General features: G+C 66.4%; 20 protein-coding genes. 10 read left to right on the top strand and 10 right to left on the bottom strand.

Annotation, left to right across the window (positions count from 1 at the left end):
* Nucleotides 1–80 precede the first annotated feature (80 nt).
* Both E3O39_RS00590 and E3O39_RS00585 read left to right on the top strand, forming a co-directional pair.
* Nucleotides 81–248 carry a hypothetical protein gene (locus tag E3O39_RS00590; RefSeq protein WP_134447189.1) on the top strand — a complete coding sequence of 56 codons (168 nt, stop codon included), beginning with the start codon at nucleotides 81–83 and terminating at the stop codon, nucleotides 246–248.
* Between the two features lie 326 nt (nucleotides 249–574).
* Nucleotides 575–1561 (top strand): hypothetical protein, encoded by a 987-nt coding sequence (locus E3O39_RS00585; RefSeq protein ID WP_134447187.1) that lies wholly within the window; start codon nucleotides 575–577, stop codon nucleotides 1559–1561.
* A 46-nt stretch (nucleotides 1562–1607) separates the two neighbouring features.
* Here the strand turns inward: E3O39_RS00585 and E3O39_RS00580 are convergent, their stop codons facing one another.
* A complete protein-coding gene (locus E3O39_RS00580; RefSeq protein WP_134447185.1) occupies nucleotides 1608–3251 on the bottom strand; it encodes an HNH endonuclease signature motif containing protein in 1644 nt (547 codons plus the stop codon).
* A gap of 233 nt (nucleotides 3252–3484) precedes the next feature.
* On the opposite strand from E3O39_RS00580, the gene E3O39_RS00575 reads away from it, so the two are divergent.
* Both E3O39_RS00575 and E3O39_RS00570 read left to right on the top strand, forming a co-directional pair.
* Complete coding sequence (locus tag E3O39_RS00575) at nucleotides 3485–4387, top strand: VOC family protein (RefSeq protein ID WP_134447183.1); 903 nt, start codon at nucleotides 3485–3487, stop codon at nucleotides 4385–4387.
* Between the two features lie 7 nt (nucleotides 4388–4394).
* Nucleotides 4395–5027, top strand: a complete 633-nt coding sequence (locus E3O39_RS00570) for an alpha/beta hydrolase (RefSeq protein ID WP_134447181.1) — start codon at nucleotides 4395–4397, stop codon at nucleotides 5025–5027.
* Here E3O39_RS00570 and E3O39_RS00565 read toward each other — a convergent pair.
* The 3 genes from E3O39_RS00565 to hxlB all read right to left on the bottom strand — a co-directional run bounded on the left by E3O39_RS00565 (nucleotide 5016) and on the right by hxlB (nucleotide 6724).
* The gene (locus tag E3O39_RS00565) at nucleotides 5016–5342 is read right to left on the bottom strand and encodes an antibiotic biosynthesis monooxygenase (protein ID WP_134447179.1); all 327 of its coding nucleotides are present in this window, start codon (nucleotides 5340–5342) and stop codon (nucleotides 5016–5018) included. The genes E3O39_RS00570 and E3O39_RS00565 overlap by 12 nt on opposite strands.
* A gap of 95 nt (nucleotides 5343–5437) precedes the next feature.
* Nucleotides 5438–6061, bottom strand: coding sequence for a 3-hexulose-6-phosphate synthase (gene hxlA / locus E3O39_RS00560; protein ID WP_134447177.1), 624 nt, complete (start codon nucleotides 6059–6061; stop codon nucleotides 5438–5440).
* A gap of 78 nt (nucleotides 6062–6139) precedes the next feature.
* The gene (hxlB, locus tag E3O39_RS00555) at nucleotides 6140–6724 is read right to left on the bottom strand and encodes a 6-phospho-3-hexuloisomerase (protein ID WP_134447175.1); all 585 of its coding nucleotides are present in this window, start codon (nucleotides 6722–6724) and stop codon (nucleotides 6140–6142) included.
* A gap of 101 nt (nucleotides 6725–6825) precedes the next feature.
* On the opposite strand from hxlB, the gene E3O39_RS00550 reads away from it, so the two are divergent.
* The 3 genes from E3O39_RS00550 (at nucleotide 6826) to E3O39_RS00540 (ending at nucleotide 8991) form a co-directional block, all read left to right on the top strand.
* Entirely contained in the window at nucleotides 6826–8124 is a 1299-nt protein-coding gene (locus E3O39_RS00550) for a LuxR C-terminal-related transcriptional regulator (RefSeq protein WP_134447173.1), read from the top strand.
* Nucleotides 8125–8218: 94 nt separating this feature from the next.
* Nucleotides 8219–8422 (top strand): hypothetical protein, encoded by a 204-nt coding sequence (locus E3O39_RS00545; RefSeq protein WP_134447171.1) that lies wholly within the window; start codon nucleotides 8219–8221, stop codon nucleotides 8420–8422.
* Nucleotides 8423–8433: 11 nt separating this feature from the next.
* Nucleotides 8434–8991 carry a hypothetical protein gene (locus E3O39_RS00540; protein WP_134447169.1) on the top strand — a complete coding sequence of 186 codons (558 nt, stop codon included), beginning with the start codon at nucleotides 8434–8436 and terminating at the stop codon, nucleotides 8989–8991.
* Between the two features lie 43 nt (nucleotides 8992–9034).
* Here E3O39_RS00540 and E3O39_RS00535 read toward each other — a convergent pair whose 3' ends face one another.
* The 3 genes from E3O39_RS00535 to E3O39_RS00525 all read right to left on the bottom strand — a co-directional run bounded on the left by E3O39_RS00535 (nucleotide 9035) and on the right by E3O39_RS00525 (nucleotide 10920).
* On the bottom strand, nucleotides 9035–9415 hold the full coding sequence (locus E3O39_RS00535) for a VOC family protein (RefSeq protein ID WP_134447167.1): 381 nt from the start codon (nucleotides 9413–9415) through the stop codon (nucleotides 9035–9037).
* A 117-nt stretch (nucleotides 9416–9532) separates the two neighbouring features.
* Nucleotides 9533–10225 carry an alpha/beta fold hydrolase gene (locus tag E3O39_RS00530; protein WP_134447165.1) on the bottom strand — a complete coding sequence of 231 codons (693 nt, stop codon included), beginning with the start codon at nucleotides 10223–10225 and terminating at the stop codon, nucleotides 9533–9535.
* Between the two features lie 74 nt (nucleotides 10226–10299).
* Nucleotides 10300–10920, bottom strand: coding sequence for a dihydrofolate reductase family protein (locus E3O39_RS00525; RefSeq protein WP_241984921.1), 621 nt, complete (start codon nucleotides 10918–10920; stop codon nucleotides 10300–10302).
* Nucleotides 10921–11123: 203 nt separating this feature from the next.
* Here E3O39_RS00525 and E3O39_RS00520 point away from each other — a divergent pair, with 203 nt between their 5' ends.
* From E3O39_RS00520 to E3O39_RS00510, 3 genes are all read left to right on the top strand, one after another.
* Nucleotides 11124–11750: a TetR/AcrR family transcriptional regulator gene (locus tag E3O39_RS00520; protein ID WP_134447161.1), complete on the top strand. Its 627-nt coding sequence runs from the start codon at nucleotides 11124–11126 to the stop codon at nucleotides 11748–11750.
* Nucleotides 11751–11826: 76 nt separating this feature from the next.
* Nucleotides 11827–12969 (top strand): DUF6544 family protein, encoded by a 1143-nt coding sequence (locus tag E3O39_RS00515; protein WP_134447159.1) that lies wholly within the window; start codon nucleotides 11827–11829, stop codon nucleotides 12967–12969.
* 109 nt (nucleotides 12970–13078) lie between these two features.
* Entirely contained in the window at nucleotides 13079–15217 is a 2139-nt protein-coding gene (locus tag E3O39_RS00510; protein WP_134447157.1) for an elongation factor G-like protein EF-G2, read from the top strand.
* A gap of 16 nt (nucleotides 15218–15233) precedes the next feature.
* Here the strand turns inward: E3O39_RS00510 and E3O39_RS00505 are convergent, their stop codons facing one another.
* From E3O39_RS00505 to E3O39_RS00495, 3 genes are read right to left on the bottom strand one after another with little or no spacing between them, the layout of a single operon-like run.
* On the bottom strand, nucleotides 15234–15671 hold the full coding sequence (locus E3O39_RS00505; protein WP_134447155.1) for a VOC family protein: 438 nt from the start codon (nucleotides 15669–15671) through the stop codon (nucleotides 15234–15236).
* A gap of 10 nt (nucleotides 15672–15681) precedes the next feature.
* Entirely contained in the window at nucleotides 15682–16107 is a 426-nt protein-coding gene (locus E3O39_RS00500; RefSeq protein ID WP_134447153.1) for a hypothetical protein, read from the bottom strand.
* A 54-nt stretch (nucleotides 16108–16161) separates the two neighbouring features.
* Complete coding sequence (locus E3O39_RS00495) at nucleotides 16162–17136, bottom strand: NAD-dependent epimerase/dehydratase family protein (RefSeq protein WP_134447151.1); 975 nt, start codon at nucleotides 17134–17136, stop codon at nucleotides 16162–16164.
* Between the last annotated feature and the right edge of the window lie 285 nt (nucleotides 17137–17421).

The raw sequence follows: 17421 nt of genomic DNA, 5'->3' as shown, positions 1-17421 counted from the left end.
ACCCGCGGGATACCGCGGACCGTGCACTCTCAATACCCATGGGGGTATAGTGAGTGCTTTCACCCACGAAGGAGCTGCCGATGTGCCACGCCAAGACCTGTAAGACCTGCGGGAAGACCACCTGGGCCGGCTGTGGCCAACATGTCGACCAGGTCATGCGCGGAGTGCCGAAGTCGCAGCGCTGCCCCGGGCACGAGAACGAACAGGCGTCCGGTGGCTTCCTGTCCCGGCTCTTCGCGGGCCGCTGATCTGTGCCCCTGAGTTCGGCACACGCCTGACAGCGGAAGCGCGCCTGCGTCTCCCTCCTGCCTGCCGTCGCACATCACCCGATCACCGGAGGTCAGCACCTGATTCTTTCCGCTGACCTCGGTATCCTTTGTCGCCCTGCAGCGATTAGGGTCCAGAATAGGACCGCGGAGAAGCGGGGGCACGGTGGTGCCACAAACATTGGGGGATGGCCATGCGTGCTCTAACAGGTTCCGCTGCGTGTGCCGTGGCTTTGACAGTGCTGGTTCTGCTTTCCGGCTGTGCGGGGCCTGGGCCAACCGCGCCGGGCGCTGCTCCGGTCACTGAAATGTCAACCACGACTCCGACGCCGACCGCTTCCACAACAGTGCCCGCCGGGCAGACCCGACCGGTCGGTGTCTTCGGCGGCACGTGCGACGCACTCTTCACCGTCGACGAAGTCAGCGCGGCCGTTGGCGCGGTCGTGACGAGTTCGGAGAGGGCCAGGGCCGTCTCGCTTGTGTTGGATCCCTCCTGGGCAGCGGTGCCCGCACGCGGTGGTATCGACTGCCTCTGGTCCGAAAATGAGAGCCTCACGGGCGCGTACTTCAGTGCCGTCGTTTTGGCTGCTGCCTCGGTGACGACCGTTCACGCGGATGAGGTCTACTGCTATGGAGCCGACGTGGTCGACCCTGCGCAGTCCGGGTCCTGCCGGGTCAGTGCCACCGATGGTGGTTACTGGCTCAGCGCCGTCGTCTACACGGCGGTCGGAACGATCAATGACGACACCCGGACCGCAGTTGCAACGCTCCTCACCACGTTCTCGGGTCGCGCACGGGCCGCGGGCACGCCTGTAGCCGTCGTCACTCCGAGTGGCGCCTGGAAACGCGAGGATTGCGCCGCACTGTCGGATACTGCACACGTCACGGACGCCATTTCCAGTCCCGGACTCACTGTCTCTTCTGCTGACACTGCCAGCGGCGAAGCCGCCGAGGGACGTTACGCGGCCCTCGGGAGCGCAGGCGTATTCGCGTGCAGCTGGTCACAGTCACAGTCGCCGGCTCCGGCTGGCCAGATTGAATCCTTCAGTATCATCCTGTTACCGGGCGGATCCTGGGCGCAGGAGGATGTCGCGCGGGAGACCGGGGCCGAGACCGTGTCAATCCCCGGGGTTGACCTTGTGACTCGGATTCCGAATGAGGCTGGCGGCTATACCTTCGACGCATTCGACGGAGTCAACTGGCTGCGACTTTCGACGAATGCCTCGACAGAGTCGGATCTGGACCAGTTGACTCCAGCGATCCCGGCTCTCGTCAACGCTCTCAACGCCGCGTGAACGGATAGAGCGGAGGCGAGCCAGAACGGTCCGGTGAATCACGTGTTCATTCGCGGTTGGGTGGTCCGGTGAGTACCTGGTGGGCGCGGTGCCTGTTCGGCGGCCGCCAGAGTCGTAGTGGGTCGATCAGCCCCGGGGCCCGGACTTGTGGTGAGCCTTTCACCATGCGGATCTCCCACCCGGAGGTATCGATGCTGTGGTGGTGGAACCAGCACAGTAGGACACCGTTGTCGACGGTCGTGGGCCCGTCCTTCGCCCACGGCTTCACATGGTGCACTTCGGCCCAGTGCGCCGGCGCCTTGCACCCGGGAATGATGCACCCGCCGTCCCGGGCGGTAATCGCCCGGCGCTGCGACCGGTTGAAGTACCGCCGCTCCGGACCCAGCTTGAGCACCTCGTTGTGCTCGCCGAACAGGACCCCTTGGAAGCCGCCATCACAGATGCGCTGATGCACCGTCTTCAACGACACGGGGGCCTCGACCCCGTCGATCCACCCGACGCCGATCCCGGAGGCGAGGTCGGCGGCGTTCACGTGCACCATCACCGTCGGCGCCGACCCGCCCATCGACGGGGTGTCCGTGTCGCGGGCGGCGTGTTCGAACAACGCCCGGAGGATGTCGGCGCGTTTCTCCCCGCCCGTGCGGGTATCCGCGCGGCGCTCCCGGAGCTCTGCCTCGATCACGTCCAGATCCGGGCCCGTGTCGGCGTCGGTACCCGCGGTCTCGGCGCCGGGGATCATCTGCCCCGAATCCATCAGCGCCTGTTCCTCGGCGGTGGGGAACGCCGGGCGGGTGTGGAAGCTGAGGAAGGCGTCGAAGAGGGTGTTCATCACCCCGAACAGTTCCGGCGTGACTCCGCCCTTGACGGGGTAGAGCCCGTTCTTGAGTTGGCCGAAGCCGATGTTGGACTTCGCTTCGAACAGGTCCTCGGTTGGGAGGACCCCGTCGGGGTCCAGGGCCGCCTGCCACTGCGCGACCATGCCCCGGATCAGGTCCGTCGTCACCGGGACACCCGCCCCGGCCAGGTTCTCCGTCTCCGGGGTGATCAGGCCCGCCGCCGACGCGACCAGGGCCCGCTCCGCCGTGAGTAGGTCATCCGGCGCCAGCCGGTGACTGATCACCTGCAACCCGGCCACGATCAACTCCGCCGTCTCCACCCCGATCTCCCCCGCTGCCAGGGCGGCCCCGACCGTCGGGAACAAGGGCGGCAACCAGCTGCTCCCGCCGCACGGCCGCGGCAACACCGCGTCGCCAAGCTTCGTGCGCCGCTTCACTTCCCGGGCCGACACCCGCGTCACCCGGGTGAGGACATCCCACGGGCCCGTGCAGCCCATCCGCCAGGCCAGACCCTCCCGGCCGAGGACCCGGGCCCTCCGGTCCACATCCGTCGCCGTGCTCACCCGGGCCGCATCCACCGTGCGCCCGATCGCCTCCACGGTGCTCAGCGCCGTGACCGCTTCTGTGTCACTGAGCAGCCCGACCGGAATGGCGGCCAGGGCCTCGGCGAGAACCGCCTGGGCCTCGGCGAGCCGGGCGACAGCATCCGCATGCACCGACCCGGCCAAACCCTCCGCGCCCTCGACAACCGCGACCGGATGGGCCGACTTGACTCCTGCGGTGGGCTGATCACCCGCAGCCCCGGAACCGGGTGTCTGCGGGGTGTGTGACTGGGGATCCGAAGCTCCTGCCATACCCCGATTCTACCCCGAATCGAACACTAATGCGAGATCTGCTCACTTTATTTGGGCTATCGAGCTTTAATTTGCAGACTTAAATATGATGCTGAGCGCAAATTCGAGAGTCTCCTGAGTGGCCGGGAAAGTTTACTTGACGCTTCAAGTAATGCTGCTAGAGTATTGGTTGTCGGTTCAACTAAGCGGGTTGGGCATGACTTGTGAGCCCGACGCGACCGCAGGAGACGAACATGACACTGACCACTGACCTCACCGGATCCCGCGCCGCCACAGGCGACCTCCTCGCGGCGACGACAGGCATGGATGCCGTCACGCTGCGCGTCGGCGACCTCGCGTTGATGTCCTCCTACTATCGCGAGGCGTTGGCGCTCGACCCGATCAGCGCACAGGGCACCACCGTCGTGCTCGGTCGCGGCACGACCCCGCTCGTTGTGCTCGAGCACACCCCTGGCCTGCCGGTTCCCGCCCGCAGCCAGGCCGGACTCTTCCACACCGCCATCCTGTTCGACACGAGCGCCGGCCTGGCCGCGACCGTGCTCCAGGCCGCCCGTGACCAGCGTTCGAGCTTCGTCGGCAGTGCCGACCACATCGTCAGCAATGCCTTCTACTTCACCGACCCTGAGGGTAACGGGATCGAGCTCTACGTCGACAGGGACCGGTCGGAGTGGGTCTACAAGAACGGCCAGGTCCAGATGGACACGCTTGCGCTCGACCCGAGCGCCTTCCTGCAGAAGAATCTGCCCGCCGATGGGGGAGAAGCCGCCGTCGGTCCGGCCAAGGTCGGCCATGTTCACCTCCAGGTCGGTGACCTCGAGATGGCCCGGCGCTTCTACGTCGACGCCCTCGGCTTCGAAACGACCCTCGACTTCCCCGGCGCGCTGTTCGTGAGCGCCGGCGGCTACCACCACCACATGGCGATGAATGTCTGGAACAGCCGCGGCGTCGGTCCGCGTGCCGCGACCCTCGGCCTCGCCGACGTGGCGATCACCGTTCCCGGCCGCGCTGATCTCGATGCTGTGGCCGAACGACTCCGCCACCGCGCGATTCCGCTTCACGACGACGGCACCAGCATCCGCGTCGACGACCCCTGGAAGACCCGCGTCACCCTGACCGTCGGCGAGGCCTCGGCGTGAGCCCGCCATCGAGATCACGGCCCGCCGCGACGGCGTCGACCCCGCGCTCCCGTCGACCCGCCCGCTCCTGCTGCTTCTGCATGGTTACGGTTCGCACGAAGGCGACCTGCCGAGCCTCGCCGCCTACCTGCCCGACGCGTTCGACTGGGTGTCGCTGCGTGCGCCGCTCGGTCTGCCGACCGGCGGGTTCGCCTGGTTCCCGATCACTGTGCCGGGGCGCCCGGGCGCAGAGTCCGTCATCGAGGCAGCGGATGCCGTACTCGCGTGGCTGGACGCCCACGTGCACCCGGGCACGCCCGTCGTTCCCCTCGGCTTCTCGCAGGGCGGCCTCATGGTCACCCAGCTTCTCCGCCAGGCTCCCGGGCGATTCCCCGCCGGGGTCGTCCTCTCGGGATTCACCCTCGATGCCACGCTCCCAGGCGATGAGGTCCTTGCGGCTACACGCACGCCGGTGTTCTTCGGCCACGGAGATGCCGACCGGGTCATCTCCGCGGAGACGACAGCACGGGCGAGCGCCTGGCTGCCCGGCCACAGCACCCTGACCGAGAAGGTCTATGCCGGTCTGCCGCACTCGATCTCCGCAGAAGAACTCGACGACGTGTCGCGGTTCCTGACGGAGGCCCTCGTCTCAGTTGGCTGAACCACCGGCAACGGTGTATGACCACAGCTCGCTGCTCACACCGACCGGGCGCGCAGCGGGCTTCCCGTCCTGCGGGGCCTCGCTGCGGTGCCCGTGCGCGAAGGCTGGCGACGTGGACCACGCCTGGAAGGACTCCTCGTCGGCCCAGCGCGTGATGACCAGCCAGGTGGTGCGATCGTCGGTCGGCTGCAGCAGTTCGAAGCCTTCGAAGCCCGGGGCGTCGTCGACGGCCCCTGCGCGGGCGGCGAACCGGCGAGCCAGCTCATCGCCGTTGTCGGCTGGGACAGTAATCGCGTTGATCTTGATGATCGTCATTGGGCTTCCTTCTGTCGTGAATGCGGTGGTGACCGCGTCGTTCGCCCCATGCTGCCACCGCTGGCTGCATGAACCCTCGGTGGCTCGCCTGACTCCTAGATGATCGCGGCGCGCAGCTCCGCGGCCGAGGCGGCGGGGTCGGCGGCGCCGTAGATGGCGCCCCCGGCGACCGCAACGGTGGCGCCCGCGCGCTGGACTCCCCGAATCGTGGACAGGTTCACGCCACCTGCGACGGAGAAGGGAACCTTCGCGGTCTCGCCGTCGTTGAGGAGGGTCTGGAAGGTGAAGCCAGGCTCCGCCTGCTCGTCGAGACCGGCGTGCATCTCAACGAAGACCGCTCCGAGGCCGGTGACCTCACGGGCCCTGGTGACCTTGTCGGCCACACCGATCAGGTCGACGACGATGCCCTTGCCGTGAGCGGTGGCGGCCTTGACCGCACCGACGATCGTGCTGTCTCCGGCGGTGCCGAGCACGGTCACGTAGTCCGCTCCCGCGGTGAAGGCCAGGTCGGCCTCGAGCTCGCCGGCATCCATCGTCTTCAGATCGGCGAACACGAGCTTGTCGGGGTGCGCGTTCTTGATGGCGGTGACGGCGCGCAACCCTTCGCTCTTGATGAGCGGGGTGCCGAGTTCGATGATGTCGACGTGCGGCGCGACCTGGGCGGCGAGGGTGATGGCGGCGTCGAGAGTGGTGACGTCCATGGCGACCTGCAGTTTCATTACTGATTCCTTACTTCGGTTGTGCTGGGTTCTTCCTGGTGCACCGCGGTCGCGGCCCAGGGAGGCATTCGGTGGGTGTTATTCGAGGTTCGCGTGCCGGGGCCAGAGCTCTTCCGCCGTGGCGCCCGACATCTTCCAAAGCGCGTCGAAGAGCGCGTCTCCGACGAGGACCAGCGACTGCTCGAACAGTCCTCCGGAGTACTGGGTAGAGAGAACACCGGCGTGGTCCTGTTTCGTTGCGGCCGGGATCACGACGATCACGTCCGCGAGTTCCCCGAGAGGAGAGGTCCGGTCCGTTGTGATGGCGACGACGCCCGCTCCGACGCCTGCCGCGGTGGAAGCGGCGCGGACGATTCCGGCCGTCGTTCCCGAGCCGCTTGCGACCAGGAGCACGTCCTGGCCAGTGATCGCCGGGCTGGTCGCCTCGCCGACCACGTGCGCATCCAGGCCCAGGTGCATCAGGCGCATTGCCGTCATCTGCAGGGCCAGGCCCGAGCGCCCGGCACCGAGCACGAAGACCCGACGGGCGGTGCGGATCCGCTCCGCGGCCCGGTCGAGATCGCCAGGGGACTCCGTGACGATCCGCTTCACGATGCCGTCGACTTCGCCGGAAATCCGGCGCAATGAGTCGGTGGTACGAGCGAATGAAGTGGAAGGTGTCATCTCTCGATCGTGCGCTGCACCGTTCGCGTCTCAGGCCACCCGAACGAGCGGATGTGACTACTCCTTCGGGTAGGTTGCCGCACTTTGAGTAGGGTTGATCTATGTCAGAAGCGAGTAGGTCCCCTTCGATCGAGTTGCTCATCGAGCTCCGGCAGGTACTCGCGAGCCCGCTGCTCGGCATTGCGGGGGCCTTCTCCGCCCTGCTGCAGCAGCGCATCCCGCACGGAGCCCTGGTGATCTTCACCGAGGACTGCACGGGGCGCCCACAGAAGAAAGCCGGCCAGGCGGAGGTCATCGACCACGTCACCATCGCGGAACTCGACATTCTCCGCGATACCGTTGCGGCGCGAGGCGGATCGATATGGACCGAACGGGCGATGCTGGCCCGGTCGGGGCGAACGATGTCGGCCTGGATCGCTTCGACAGGTGCCCTTCTGGTCCTGACCGATCCCGACCTGACCGGGGCGACCCCGAGGGGAGTTCGTGAAACGAGGGACCTCGTCGACGCACTCTGGGAACTGGTCGCGTCGGGGATCCGCAACCAGGTCGTCGTGGCCGCGCCGGACTACCTGCGCGATTCGCGGATGGCGTCGCGTGACCGGGCCACGCTCATCGCCGAATTGACGGATGCCAACTCCACGACTTTGGAGCTGCTGCTCGCGGTTCTGCGTTCGCGCCAGACCGGAGACGCGGCCGCGCGGCAGACGGCGATCGACCTGGCCGTCGCCGCCATGGTGCAGCTGCGCGCGGTGAGCGACCGCGACCGCATCCTGTCCGAGGAGCCGGTCGCCCGGGCGTTCGAGCGGCTCCGAAATGACCTGAGGCCCCTGGCCCGCTTCGGGGACCTCGACGTGCAGTTCATCGAACCGCCCGTCAACGGCCGCGCGTTGCCGGGCGAGGTCGCCCACGCCGGACGTGCGATCGTGCGCGGTGCCGTCCTCGCCCTGGTCGATCAGCCCGGGGTCGCCCGAGTGCGGGTGCAGTGGGACTGCGACGGCCACAACCTGCTGATCAACATTCGCGATGACGGTCCGGGTGACTTGTCCACTGAGACGCCCAGCGTACGCCAACTCGTCGCCCGGGTGGCGGCACTCGACGGCGACTTCCACGTGGATGCCACGCCGGGGTGGGGCTCGGACATTGTCGTCTCTCTACCCCTCGACCCACCCTCGTCAGCCACTGCGCCGGCGGCCGGATGGGGCCTGACAGTACGTGAGCAGGCCGTGCTCGACCTCGTGGCAACCGGGGCGCGGAACCGTGCGATCGCGGAGGCCCTGTCGATCAGCGAGAACACGGTCAAGTTCCACGTCGCGAACGTGCTGCGCAAGATGGGGGCAGTGAACCGCGCCGAGCTGGCTTCCCTCGTCCGCCAGGCAGAGACGCCATCCGCCCTGGTCTGACCGGGTATTCACGCCCTCAGAATAAAGCGGCATTGACCGGCGATTCGTGTGATGCTTGGCGGACAGTGGTTTCGGAATCGGGGAAGGATTCTTCATGACTGCAGGTGGCTTGATGATTGTGCTGATAGCGGGTGGGGGACTGGTGCTGGCGGTCATCGTTCTTGCCTCGTTCTACCTCCTCTCTGCCCGGCCGCGTGCCAGGGCGGCGGCTCGCGAGCTTAGGGGTTCGAATCCCGAGCTGTCGAAGGCGTTCGCGCAGTTCCAGGCGGATGTCGAAAAAGGCCAGAGAGGCCTGTGAAGGGATCGAGGATGGCCCGCACCCTGACTCCCGCCCGCGGATTCTGGATCGGTCTGGTTCTGACCGTTCTCGGACTTGTCGCAGTCAGGTTGCTGTACACGTCTCTGTTCGGCGCCGTGAACCCGGACTGGCTGTCGAGTGATCTGGTGCGGCTCGTGGGAGTGCTGTTCCCCGGCGTTCTGCTGCCGTTAGGGATGGCCCTGATGGTCGCGTCCGTGGTCGTGCGCGCTTTGGCGGACAAAGCAGTGGTCACCATCAGGGATCCACTGGAAGCCGCGGAAGATGCGCCGACCTGGCCGCTGCGGCTCACGTCTCGCGCCGCACTCATTCTCGGACTCGTGCTCGCGGCGATCGGCTTTGTCGTCCAGCTGAACATCTCGACGTGGACCCAGACGATTCAGGGAGATTCGACCTTCCTGAGAGACTTCGTCGTCTACCTGGGCGGACCGCTGAGCGACCTTCTGCTTCCACTTGGCGTGCTTCTGATCGCCGGAGCCTGGATACTCCGGACGATCGAAGATTGCGAAGGCTCTGACGCGGGGACGCGCGGCTGGGACGAGACCCGCTAGGTCTCCGCGCCAGAAGGTGTATCCCCAGCAACGTCAGGATCGGTCAAGCGGGGCCGGCGACGCCGATGAGGTTTCCGGCGGGGTCCCGGAGGTGTCCGATGGTGATTCCAGCACCCTCATTGCGTTGCGGCCCGAGAGCGACGGTTCCACCCAACTGCTGGGCGGCCTCGAGCGTGTCGCTCACGCTCGCGACGCCGACGTAGAAGATCGAGTGCGGGGCGAATCCCTCGCCCCCGCCGATTCCGCCGGCTGCCGGTGCCCAGCCGGGTTCCGGGGTGATGAACGAGTATTCAGCGGATGCGGAAATCGCGGGTGCCACCGGGGCGCCCGCGGGTGCATCCCAGCCGAACAGCGCCGAATAGAATTCACGCAACCTGGCCGGGTCGGGACCGATGAGTTCGAAGTGCACGACGGGATTGCCCATGCGCTCAGCCTGCACCGGAGGCTCGCCCCGCGCTAGCCTCCGTGCATTCCGTGCATTCCGTGGCTCATCGGGCCAGCGTGTGCCGCTCGCAACGGTTCGAGGACGGTTACGGCTGCTTCACACTGACTCGAGCCAGGCGGCTACGGCGTTCCGTGCTGCTGCTGGCTGTTCATGAAAGAGCAAGTGACCGGCGCCCTCGATGATGGTGACTGTGGCTGCAGGCATTGCGGCGGCGGTCTCTTCGGCAGCGTCGCGGGCGATCAGACGATCCGCGGCTCCATGGATGATCGCCGTGGGACAGGTTATGGACGGCAGTATCGAGCGGAGGTCAGCGCGCTGAACGACGGCACGCTGCTGGCGAAGGAAAGCGGCCGGGCCGACGGGCGCCGTCATGGCTCGCCACGTCGCCAGCAGCGTTTCGTCAGACTCGTTGTCTGCTGAGACGACACCGGGGAAGGCGGCGTCGACGAGAGCGTCGAAATGTCCGTTCTCGACGAGTGTGGACTGCCGGGACCGCGCGGTGATCTGCTCCGGGGTGTCGGCTCGGGCGGTCGTGCTCACAAGGGCGAGGGCAGTGACCCGGTCGGGTGCCTGCCGGACCACTTCCAAGGCGACGTACCCTCCCATGCTTGTTCCGAGAACAGCGATTTCACCGGCGTTCTCGCGGAGGATTCGTTCCGCCATGGCAGCGATCGTATCGTCGTGACGGGTATCGGCCAGGGTGACCTGACCGCGCGACCAGACCGTATTGATCACCGGTGCGTAAGCGAGGGGAGAGCAGAGCAATGGCGGAACCATGACGATCTTCATGTGTCCAGTGTCTACCGGGCCACCGACAGTCGGGTCGGGCTCCGCGCGAGGTCGTGAATCTGACAGCAGTCTTCTCAGGTCATGTCGCCGGTCTCCGGGGTCGAACCCTTCCAGCCGTAGCGCAGGAGAATCGTGCCTGCCTTGGACGGGGTTCCGGCGCCGAGTAGTTCGAGGGACGCAGGCGGCCCGTCGGGTGGGAAGAGGCGCTTGCCCGCACCCAGCACGATCGGGTACACCCAGAGGTTCAGCTGGTCGAACAAGCCGTCCGCGACGAGAGTGCGGGCGAAGTCGATGCTGCCGATCACGTGGATCTCCTCATGCCGCTCGCGCAACACCGCCAGCTCAGCGGCGAGGTCGCGACCGAGCAGGTGCGAGTCGCGCCACGTGAGGTCCGGCGTGCCCCGGGACACGACGTATTTGGGGATCGCGTCGAATTTGCGTGCGATTTCGGACGCGGACCCGTCGAGCTGGTCTGGCCAATACCCGGCGAAAATGTCATACGTCCGCCGCCCCAGAAGCAGGGCGTCCATGGTCTGGATTCCTGCCATTATCTGGGCACCGTCTGCTTCGTCGATCAGGGGCGCCTGCCAGCCTCCGAACCTGAACCCGCCGTCGGTGTCTTCTTCGGGGCCCCCGGGAGCCTGGGAGACTCCGTCGAGCGTGGAGAACAGGTCGATGTGGATGCGACCGGTCACGAGAACTCCTTCCGTCGCGGCGCTGAGCCGCCTCATCGAGCACCATGCAGGCCAATCGCCACCGTGTCAAGAACCCCCAGGGGGCCGGCCGGCTTGGGGATGAGGTTACAGGTAAGCGCGAGGCGGTTCCGTAACGCCTCGTTGCGTAACTCGACGACTTCAGTTACGTTACTAATAGGAACGTAAAAGGGAAGGCGGTTCTGGTGTCCGAGTCACCGATGGCGCCGCGCCGGCCCGGCGGTCGGGGCAGCGATGTGGGCCGCCCACGCGATCCGGGCACGGACAGGTCGATTCTGCGAGCCACGATCGAATTGCTCGCTGAGGTCGGCTATGCCCGCCTGACCGTGGCGGAGGTCGCCCGGCAGGCCGGCGTGAGTAAGCCCGCCATCTATCGACGGTGGTCGCAGAAGTCGCAGCTCGTCGTCGAGGCGATGGTGACCCAAATGCGTCCGGCACGGAGCAGCGCGACCGGCAACGCCGCCGGCGACCTGCTCTTCTTGACCGAACAGCTCATCGACATCCTGACCCGGACTCCGCTGGGGCGCGTTCTGCCCGGCCTGGTGGCAGAGATGGCCGCCGACCCCGTGCTCGCCACCAGTTATCGCGAGCTGATCATCGAGCCCAACCAACTCGATTGGCGCTCTGCCGTCGAGCGCGGAATCGCCTCCGGCGAGCTCGCCGCCGATACGGACACCGACTTCGTGCTCAACTCGCTTGCCGGGCCGTTGTATTTCAGCCTTTTGATCACGGGTGCGCCGATCGAACCCGGCTACGCGCGCGCGGCCGTCGATCTGGTGCTCGCCCGCTTTGGGATGGGCCCCGGCGAATGACCAGCAACTCGACCACTCGATGTCTGCGCACTCGTGTAGACCCCCTTCCCGTTTACCGAGTGCGGGCGGTGCTCCCGTGAGGACCCTCGCGCGGTGGTTCGTCGTCCTGATCCTGATTGCACACGGATCGCTCCACCTCCTCGGCGCTGCCCACGGTCTTGCCTGGGCCGAGGTGGCGACGCTGACCGAGCCGATCGCGCCGGCGCTCGGCGTGGTGTGGCTCGCCGCCGCGATCATGCTCGTCGCGACAGGGGTGCTGTTCGCGGCCCGCGCACGGATGTGGTGGGTCGCCGGAATCATCGGCCTGCTGATCTCCCAGACCGTGATACCGACTTCGTGGAGCGACGCCAAGGCGGGAACCCTCGCCAACCTCGTGCTGCTCGCGGCGCTCGGCTACGAGTTCGCGTCGAACGGACCGAGAAGCTACCGTGCCGAGTACCGGCGTCGTGTCGCAACCGCGCTGCATGAATCCGAACCCGACACGGGCGCGCTGGTGTCGGAATCCGACCTGGCTCATCTCCCGGCACTGGTCGCCGAGCATATTCGCCGCTCCGGCGCTGTCGGCCAGCCCCGGGTTTCGACCCTGCGTGCCACGATCCACGGCCGGATCCGCGCAAGCGCGACATCACGGTGGATGACCTACACCGGCGAGCAGGTGAACACGTGCGGCCCAACGCCCAGTCGATTGTTCTGGATGGACGCCACGATGTTCGGCCTGCCGGTCGACGTACTGCACGTGTTCGTCGGCCGGTCCGCCACGATGCGCGTCAAGCTGTGCTCCCTGCTGCGGATGATGAACGCCGCTGGGCCTGAGATGGACCGGGCGGAGACCGTGACCCTGTTCAACGACCTGTGCATTCTGGCCCCGGCGGCACTCATCGACGCGCCGATTGCCTGGCAGCAGATCGACGACACTCATGCCAGGGGCGTATTCACGAACGGTGCGCAGACCGTGAGCGCCGACCTGACCTTTCGCGACGGCGATCTCGTCGACTTCCGCTCGGACGACCGGATGAGCACCTCGCACGATGGCTCGACCTTCACGCCGCAACCGTGGTCGACGCCGGTACGGGACTATCGTGCGTTCGGCTCCCGCCGACTCGCCGCCCATGGTGAAGGCCGCTGGCATCCAACCGCCCCGCCGGGCGAGTTCGTCTACCTCGAATACAACCTCGACGCCATCACCTACAACGCCGGTACCGCAGCGACGCGCGTGTGATCACTCCCGGGAACGCGACCGCCCCGGCCCTTGCCGTCCGGTCCTGCTCGGGTGTCAAATCGACTACAACGGTGCGGGAAAGTCGAGACAATGACGTCAGGAGCTGCTCATGTCCGGAAAAGGCACACACGGCTCGTCCAACGGGACGACGGCACCACCGGATCGTCCGGAGAAGATCCGAAACGTTGCCCTGGTCGGCCGCTCGGGGGCTGGTAAGACGATGCTCTCCGAAGCGCTCCTTGTGGCCACCGGCACCATCAACCGGATGGGGTCGATCCTCGACGGCACGACGGTGAGTGATTCCGATTCGTCCGAGATCCACCAGCAACGTTCCGTGACGCTCTCGGTGCTTCCGCTGGTTGTCGACCAGGTGAAGGTGAATCTGCTCGATACCCCGGGCTACGCCGATTTTGTCGGCGAACTGCGAGCCGGCCTCCGGGCGGCGGATGCTGCGCTGTTCGTCGTCTCCGCCGTTGACGGTGTCGACGCGGCCACATCCGCACTCTGGGCGGAATGCGAGAGCATCGGAATGCCGCGCGGCGTCGTGATCAGCCGGATCGATCATCCGCGGGCCCGCTACGAGACGGTTCTGACCGAGCTCCAGCGCGCCTTCGGCTCCTCGGTGGTGCCGGTCTACGTGCCGATCCACACAGCCGGGGGGATCACCGGGTTGCTGGGACTGCTCTCCGGAACGGTATCGGACTACTCGGCGGGCACCCCTCGTCCCGCCCGTCGGCAGGCGAACGACGTCGAACGCGCCGACTCCGAGTCGGCGCGAGCCGTCCTGATCGAGGGCATTATCGCCGAGAGCGAGGATGAGACGCTGATGGACCGCTATCTCGGCGGCGAAGAGATCCCTCTCGATACCCTGATCGCGGACGTGGAAATCGCCGTTGCTCGCGGGTCCTTCTTTCCCGTGCTGGCGGCATCCGCTGAAACCGGGGTAGGAGTGGCGGAGGTGCTCGACCTGTTGACCGGGGCCTTCCCGTCGCCGGTGGAACGCGGCGTGCCGGCGGTGGCGGAGCTGGACGGTCGGCCGATCGAGACTCTGGCGTGCGATCCCGCTGGGCCGCTGCTCGGCGGAGTGGTGCGCACCACCATCGATTCCTTCCTTGGGCGGGTCTGCCTGGTGCGGGTCTTCTCCGGCACGATCCGGGAGGACTCGACCGTGCACATCGGTGGATCCGGGCTGGTCGATCGGGGCCGAACGGACCACGACAGTGATGAGCGAGTGACGCACCTGCAGTTCCCGATGGGGTCTTCCCTCAGCCCGGCACCGTACTGCGTTGCGGGTGACATCTGCGCGCTCACCAGGATGTCGAGCGCCGAGACCGGCGACACCGTGTCCGCGCCGGAGAGGCCGATGCTGGTCACTCCCTGGGAGATGCCGGAGCCGCTGATGCCCGTCGCCGTGCAGGCGGCGACGCACGGCGACGAAGATGCGCTTGCGAGGAGCCTGGCGAAGGTCGCCGCCGTCGACCCGACACTGCGCGTGGAACGGAACGCCGAAACCCACCAACTGATCCTGTGGTGCATGGGGGAGGCGCACGCCGAGGTCGTGCTCGACAGGCTGCGCGGCCAGGGTGTGAAGGTGCAGACCGTCGGTGTCATCACGCCGCTGCGGGAGACGTTCGCCCGGCCCATTGCCGCGCGGGGACGGTATGTCAAGCAGTCCGGTGGGCACGGGCAGTACGCCATTTGCGACATCGAGGTCGAACCGCTCGAACGCGGTGCGGGCTTCGAGTTCGTCGACAAGGTCGTCGGCGGGGTGGTTCCCAACCAGTACATCGGGTCGGTCGAAAGAGGCGTCCGGGCACAAATGCAGAAGGGGGTTTCCGCCGGATACCCGGTCGTCGACATCCGGGTGAGATTGGTCGGCGGCAAGGCGCACAGCGTCGACTCCTCGGATGCCGCATTTCAGGCCGCCGGGGCGCTGGCGTTGCGCGAGGCCGCAGCCGCGAGCCGGATCCAGCTGCTGGAACCGGTCTCCGCGGTGACGATCAACGTGCCGGACAGCTATGTGGGCACGGTGATGACCGACCTGTCCACCCGCCGGGGTCACCTGACCGGGGTCACGTCGGTCGGAGAGGAACGGAGTGAGGTCACCGTCGAGATTCCGGATGCGGAGTTACTGCGGTACGCGATGGATCTCCGGGCCCTGACCGCGGGAAGTGGACGATTCCGTCGCGCCTACCTGCGGCACGAACCGGCGCCGTTGAATGTGGCGGCTGATTCCGTGACCCTGTGAGTCGGTCAGGTCTTCTTCAGTTCTTTTTCAGTTCCTCAGCGAGCATCACGATGATGCCGCTGGGGCCGCGGACATAGGTGAGCTTGTAGAGGTCCTCATAGGTCGCGACGCCGCGAAGCGGAAAGCATCCGTGCGTCGCGGCTATCTCAAGGGCGTCGTCGAGGCTGTCGACGGAAAAGGCGATGCGATGCATGCCGATCACGTTGGGACGAGTGGGCTCCGTCTCGATCGCTTCGGGATGGATGTACTCGAAGAGCTCGAGACGCCCGTGACCGTCTGGCGTCTGCAGCATCGCGATTCTGGCGTGGTTGCCATCGAGGCCGACGGCGGTGTCGGTCCACTCGCCACTGACTTCGTCACGGCCCATGACCGTGAGACCGAGGTCGGTGAAGAAGGCGATCGTTGCTTCGAGGTCGCGAACGGCGATGCCGACATTCTCAAGCTTGATGGACATGCGTTTCATGCTACTGAACCGGATCGATCCCGGACCCTGCGGTCTCGTCGGCCACCCTGAACGCCCGTCGTATTCCGCCTCGCGCGAGCATGAGAACGATGATCAGCACAGTGACTTGAAAGAAACCGCCGAGACGGACGGCATCTCCAAATGCCAGGGCGACCAGTTCGAGCACCAGGAACTTGCTCCCCGGCAGCAGCAGCACCAGAGTGATTACGTTGACGATTCGAACCCAACGAGTTTCCGCCGAGCGGATCCGCGCGACGATATTCTTCTTGACCAAGAGCACGAGTTCAAGGACGACCTTGAGCAGGATCGCCGTCAGCAGTGCCAACAGGAAGCTTTCGGAGATGACGTCGGGAAACAGCTCGATGAACATTCCCAGCACCACGAGATAGACCAGCACGTCGACGAGGTCTATTGGGCGGATCCGCATGCCGCGAGTATAGCGACAGCGCCGGACCGCCTTCGGACCCGACCTATTCGTTCATCATTCGCTGAGTTCGCCGATAAGGCGGAGTTCGTCTTCTCGGCTGAGTCCCGCTCGTCGCTCTCGGCCCAGGCCGCGAATTCGTTCGTCTGCGAGTACATCGTGCACGGTCTCGTGGATGCTTCGTTCCATCGCCCCGGATTCGAGGAACCGTTGGCGGCTGCGTTGGAAGAACGCATCCGCGCTGCGGGGAAGCCAAAGGGGCAGGGAGCGGGGCCCAGCCCAATAGTTGACTCCGTGTGCGACCAGCCAGTCGTCGTCCGCCGAGATGAGTTCGCCATCGTGGCTTGCGACCTGCTGCGCGGCAGCAAGAACGTCTGCGAGCTCCCGTTGGACGCCGACAGCGTTGTAGGTGCCCGTGAGACCGAGGTGACCGGCAGCGATGATCCACGCAGCGAGGTCCCTGACGTCGATGAACTGCGCGGCACGGCCATGAGCATCGGGTACGAGAACAGGCTCATGCGAGGCCAGGGCCAGGCGAGCCACCCAGTAGCTGAACCTGTCACTGGTGTCGCCCGGCCCCACGATGAGACCGGGTCTGGCGATGAGGAGACGGTCGCCGACGGCCCGGGATGTGACCCGTTCGGCGGCGACCTTGGCGTGGGCGTACTCAGCCGGGTCGGTTGGTTCGGCGAGATCGGCGTCTTCATCGGCATCCGCTTCACTGTTGCTTGCATACACGGAGACGGAAGATACCAGCGTCCAATGCGGGGTGGTGCCGGCCAGAGCCACCAACGCCCCGTTTACGAGGCCGGCTTCGCAGCTGAGCTCGATGACGTCATCCCAGGTGCGATTCCTGACTGCATCGTAAGCGTCCGACGCTCGCCGGTCCGTGCGCACGAGGGTCGCGCCCGTGGCTACCGATCCCGACTCGCCGCGCGCCAGGCAGGTGACGTCCTCGCCCGCCTCAACCAGCTGCTGGGCGATCTCGCGGCCGAGCCAGGCCGTCCCGCCAAGGATGAGTGTGTGCGTCACGCTCAACAGCTAAGTGCATCAGACATGCGCAGACCGGGCGGCTCGCCACGAGCGCACAGCTCGGAGGAACCGAAGGCGACCATGGTTCAGGTTTTCGATAGCAAAGGAACGTGGGTGGGCTTCCGCCGGGGGCACGCAGAACGTGACAACGGGGGATAGTCGTCAGGTCAGGGCGCTCACTAGAGTGGCCTCATCGTGTCACTCGCGCAGAGTGCGAGCGCGGGGACTGTGCGATTGCACCGTGGCGAACAGGCGTCACGAAATTTCAACTTGTTTGGGGGGACG

The organism is Cryobacterium sp. MDB2-A-1, from assembly GCF_004402675.1.
GTDB lineage: Bacteria > Actinomycetota > Actinomycetes > Actinomycetales > Microbacteriaceae > Cryobacterium > Cryobacterium glucosi.
The sequence above is the reverse complement of the archived record's forward strand: the minus strand, read 5'-3'. Positions and strand labels throughout refer to the sequence as shown.

Excerpts from the sequence above, each read along its gene's own strand:
- E3O39_RS00590 (WP_134447189.1), top strand. The coding sequence starts at position 81 with ATGTGCCACGCCAAGACCTGTAAGACCTGCGGGAAGACCACCTGGGCC.
- E3O39_RS00585 (WP_134447187.1), top strand. The coding sequence starts at position 575 with ATGTCAACCACGACTCCGACGCCGACCGCTTCCACAACAGTGCCCGCC.
- E3O39_RS00580 (WP_134447185.1), bottom strand. The coding sequence starts at position 3,251 with ATGGCAGGAGCTTCGGATCCCCAGTCACACACCCCGCAGACACCCGGT.
- E3O39_RS00575 (WP_134447183.1), top strand. The coding sequence starts at position 3,485 with ATGACACTGACCACTGACCTCACCGGATCCCGCGCCGCCACAGGCGAC.
- E3O39_RS00565 (WP_134447179.1), bottom strand. The coding sequence starts at position 5,342 with ATGACGATCATCAAGATCAACGCGATTACTGTCCCAGCCGACAACGGC.
- hxlA (WP_134447177.1), bottom strand. The coding sequence starts at position 6,061 with ATGAAACTGCAGGTCGCCATGGACGTCACCACTCTCGACGCCGCCATC.
- hxlB (WP_134447175.1), bottom strand. The coding sequence starts at position 6,724 with ATGACACCTTCCACTTCATTCGCTCGTACCACCGACTCATTGCGCCGG.
- E3O39_RS00550 (WP_134447173.1), top strand. The coding sequence starts at position 6,826 with ATGTCAGAAGCGAGTAGGTCCCCTTCGATCGAGTTGCTCATCGAGCTC.
- E3O39_RS00545 (WP_134447171.1), top strand. The coding sequence starts at position 8,219 with ATGACTGCAGGTGGCTTGATGATTGTGCTGATAGCGGGTGGGGGACTG.
- E3O39_RS00540 (WP_134447169.1), top strand. The coding sequence starts at position 8,434 with ATGGCCCGCACCCTGACTCCCGCCCGCGGATTCTGGATCGGTCTGGTT.
- E3O39_RS00535 (WP_134447167.1), bottom strand. The coding sequence starts at position 9,415 with ATGGGCAATCCCGTCGTGCACTTCGAACTCATCGGTCCCGACCCGGCC.
- E3O39_RS00530 (WP_134447165.1), bottom strand. The coding sequence starts at position 10,225 with ATGAAGATCGTCATGGTTCCGCCATTGCTCTGCTCTCCCCTCGCTTAC.
- E3O39_RS00510 (WP_134447157.1), top strand. The coding sequence starts at position 13,079 with ATGTCCGGAAAAGGCACACACGGCTCGTCCAACGGGACGACGGCACCA.
- E3O39_RS00505 (WP_134447155.1), bottom strand. The coding sequence starts at position 15,671 with ATGTCCATCAAGCTTGAGAATGTCGGCATCGCCGTTCGCGACCTCGAA.
- E3O39_RS00500 (WP_134447153.1), bottom strand. The coding sequence starts at position 16,107 with ATGCGGATCCGCCCAATAGACCTCGTCGACGTGCTGGTCTATCTCGTG.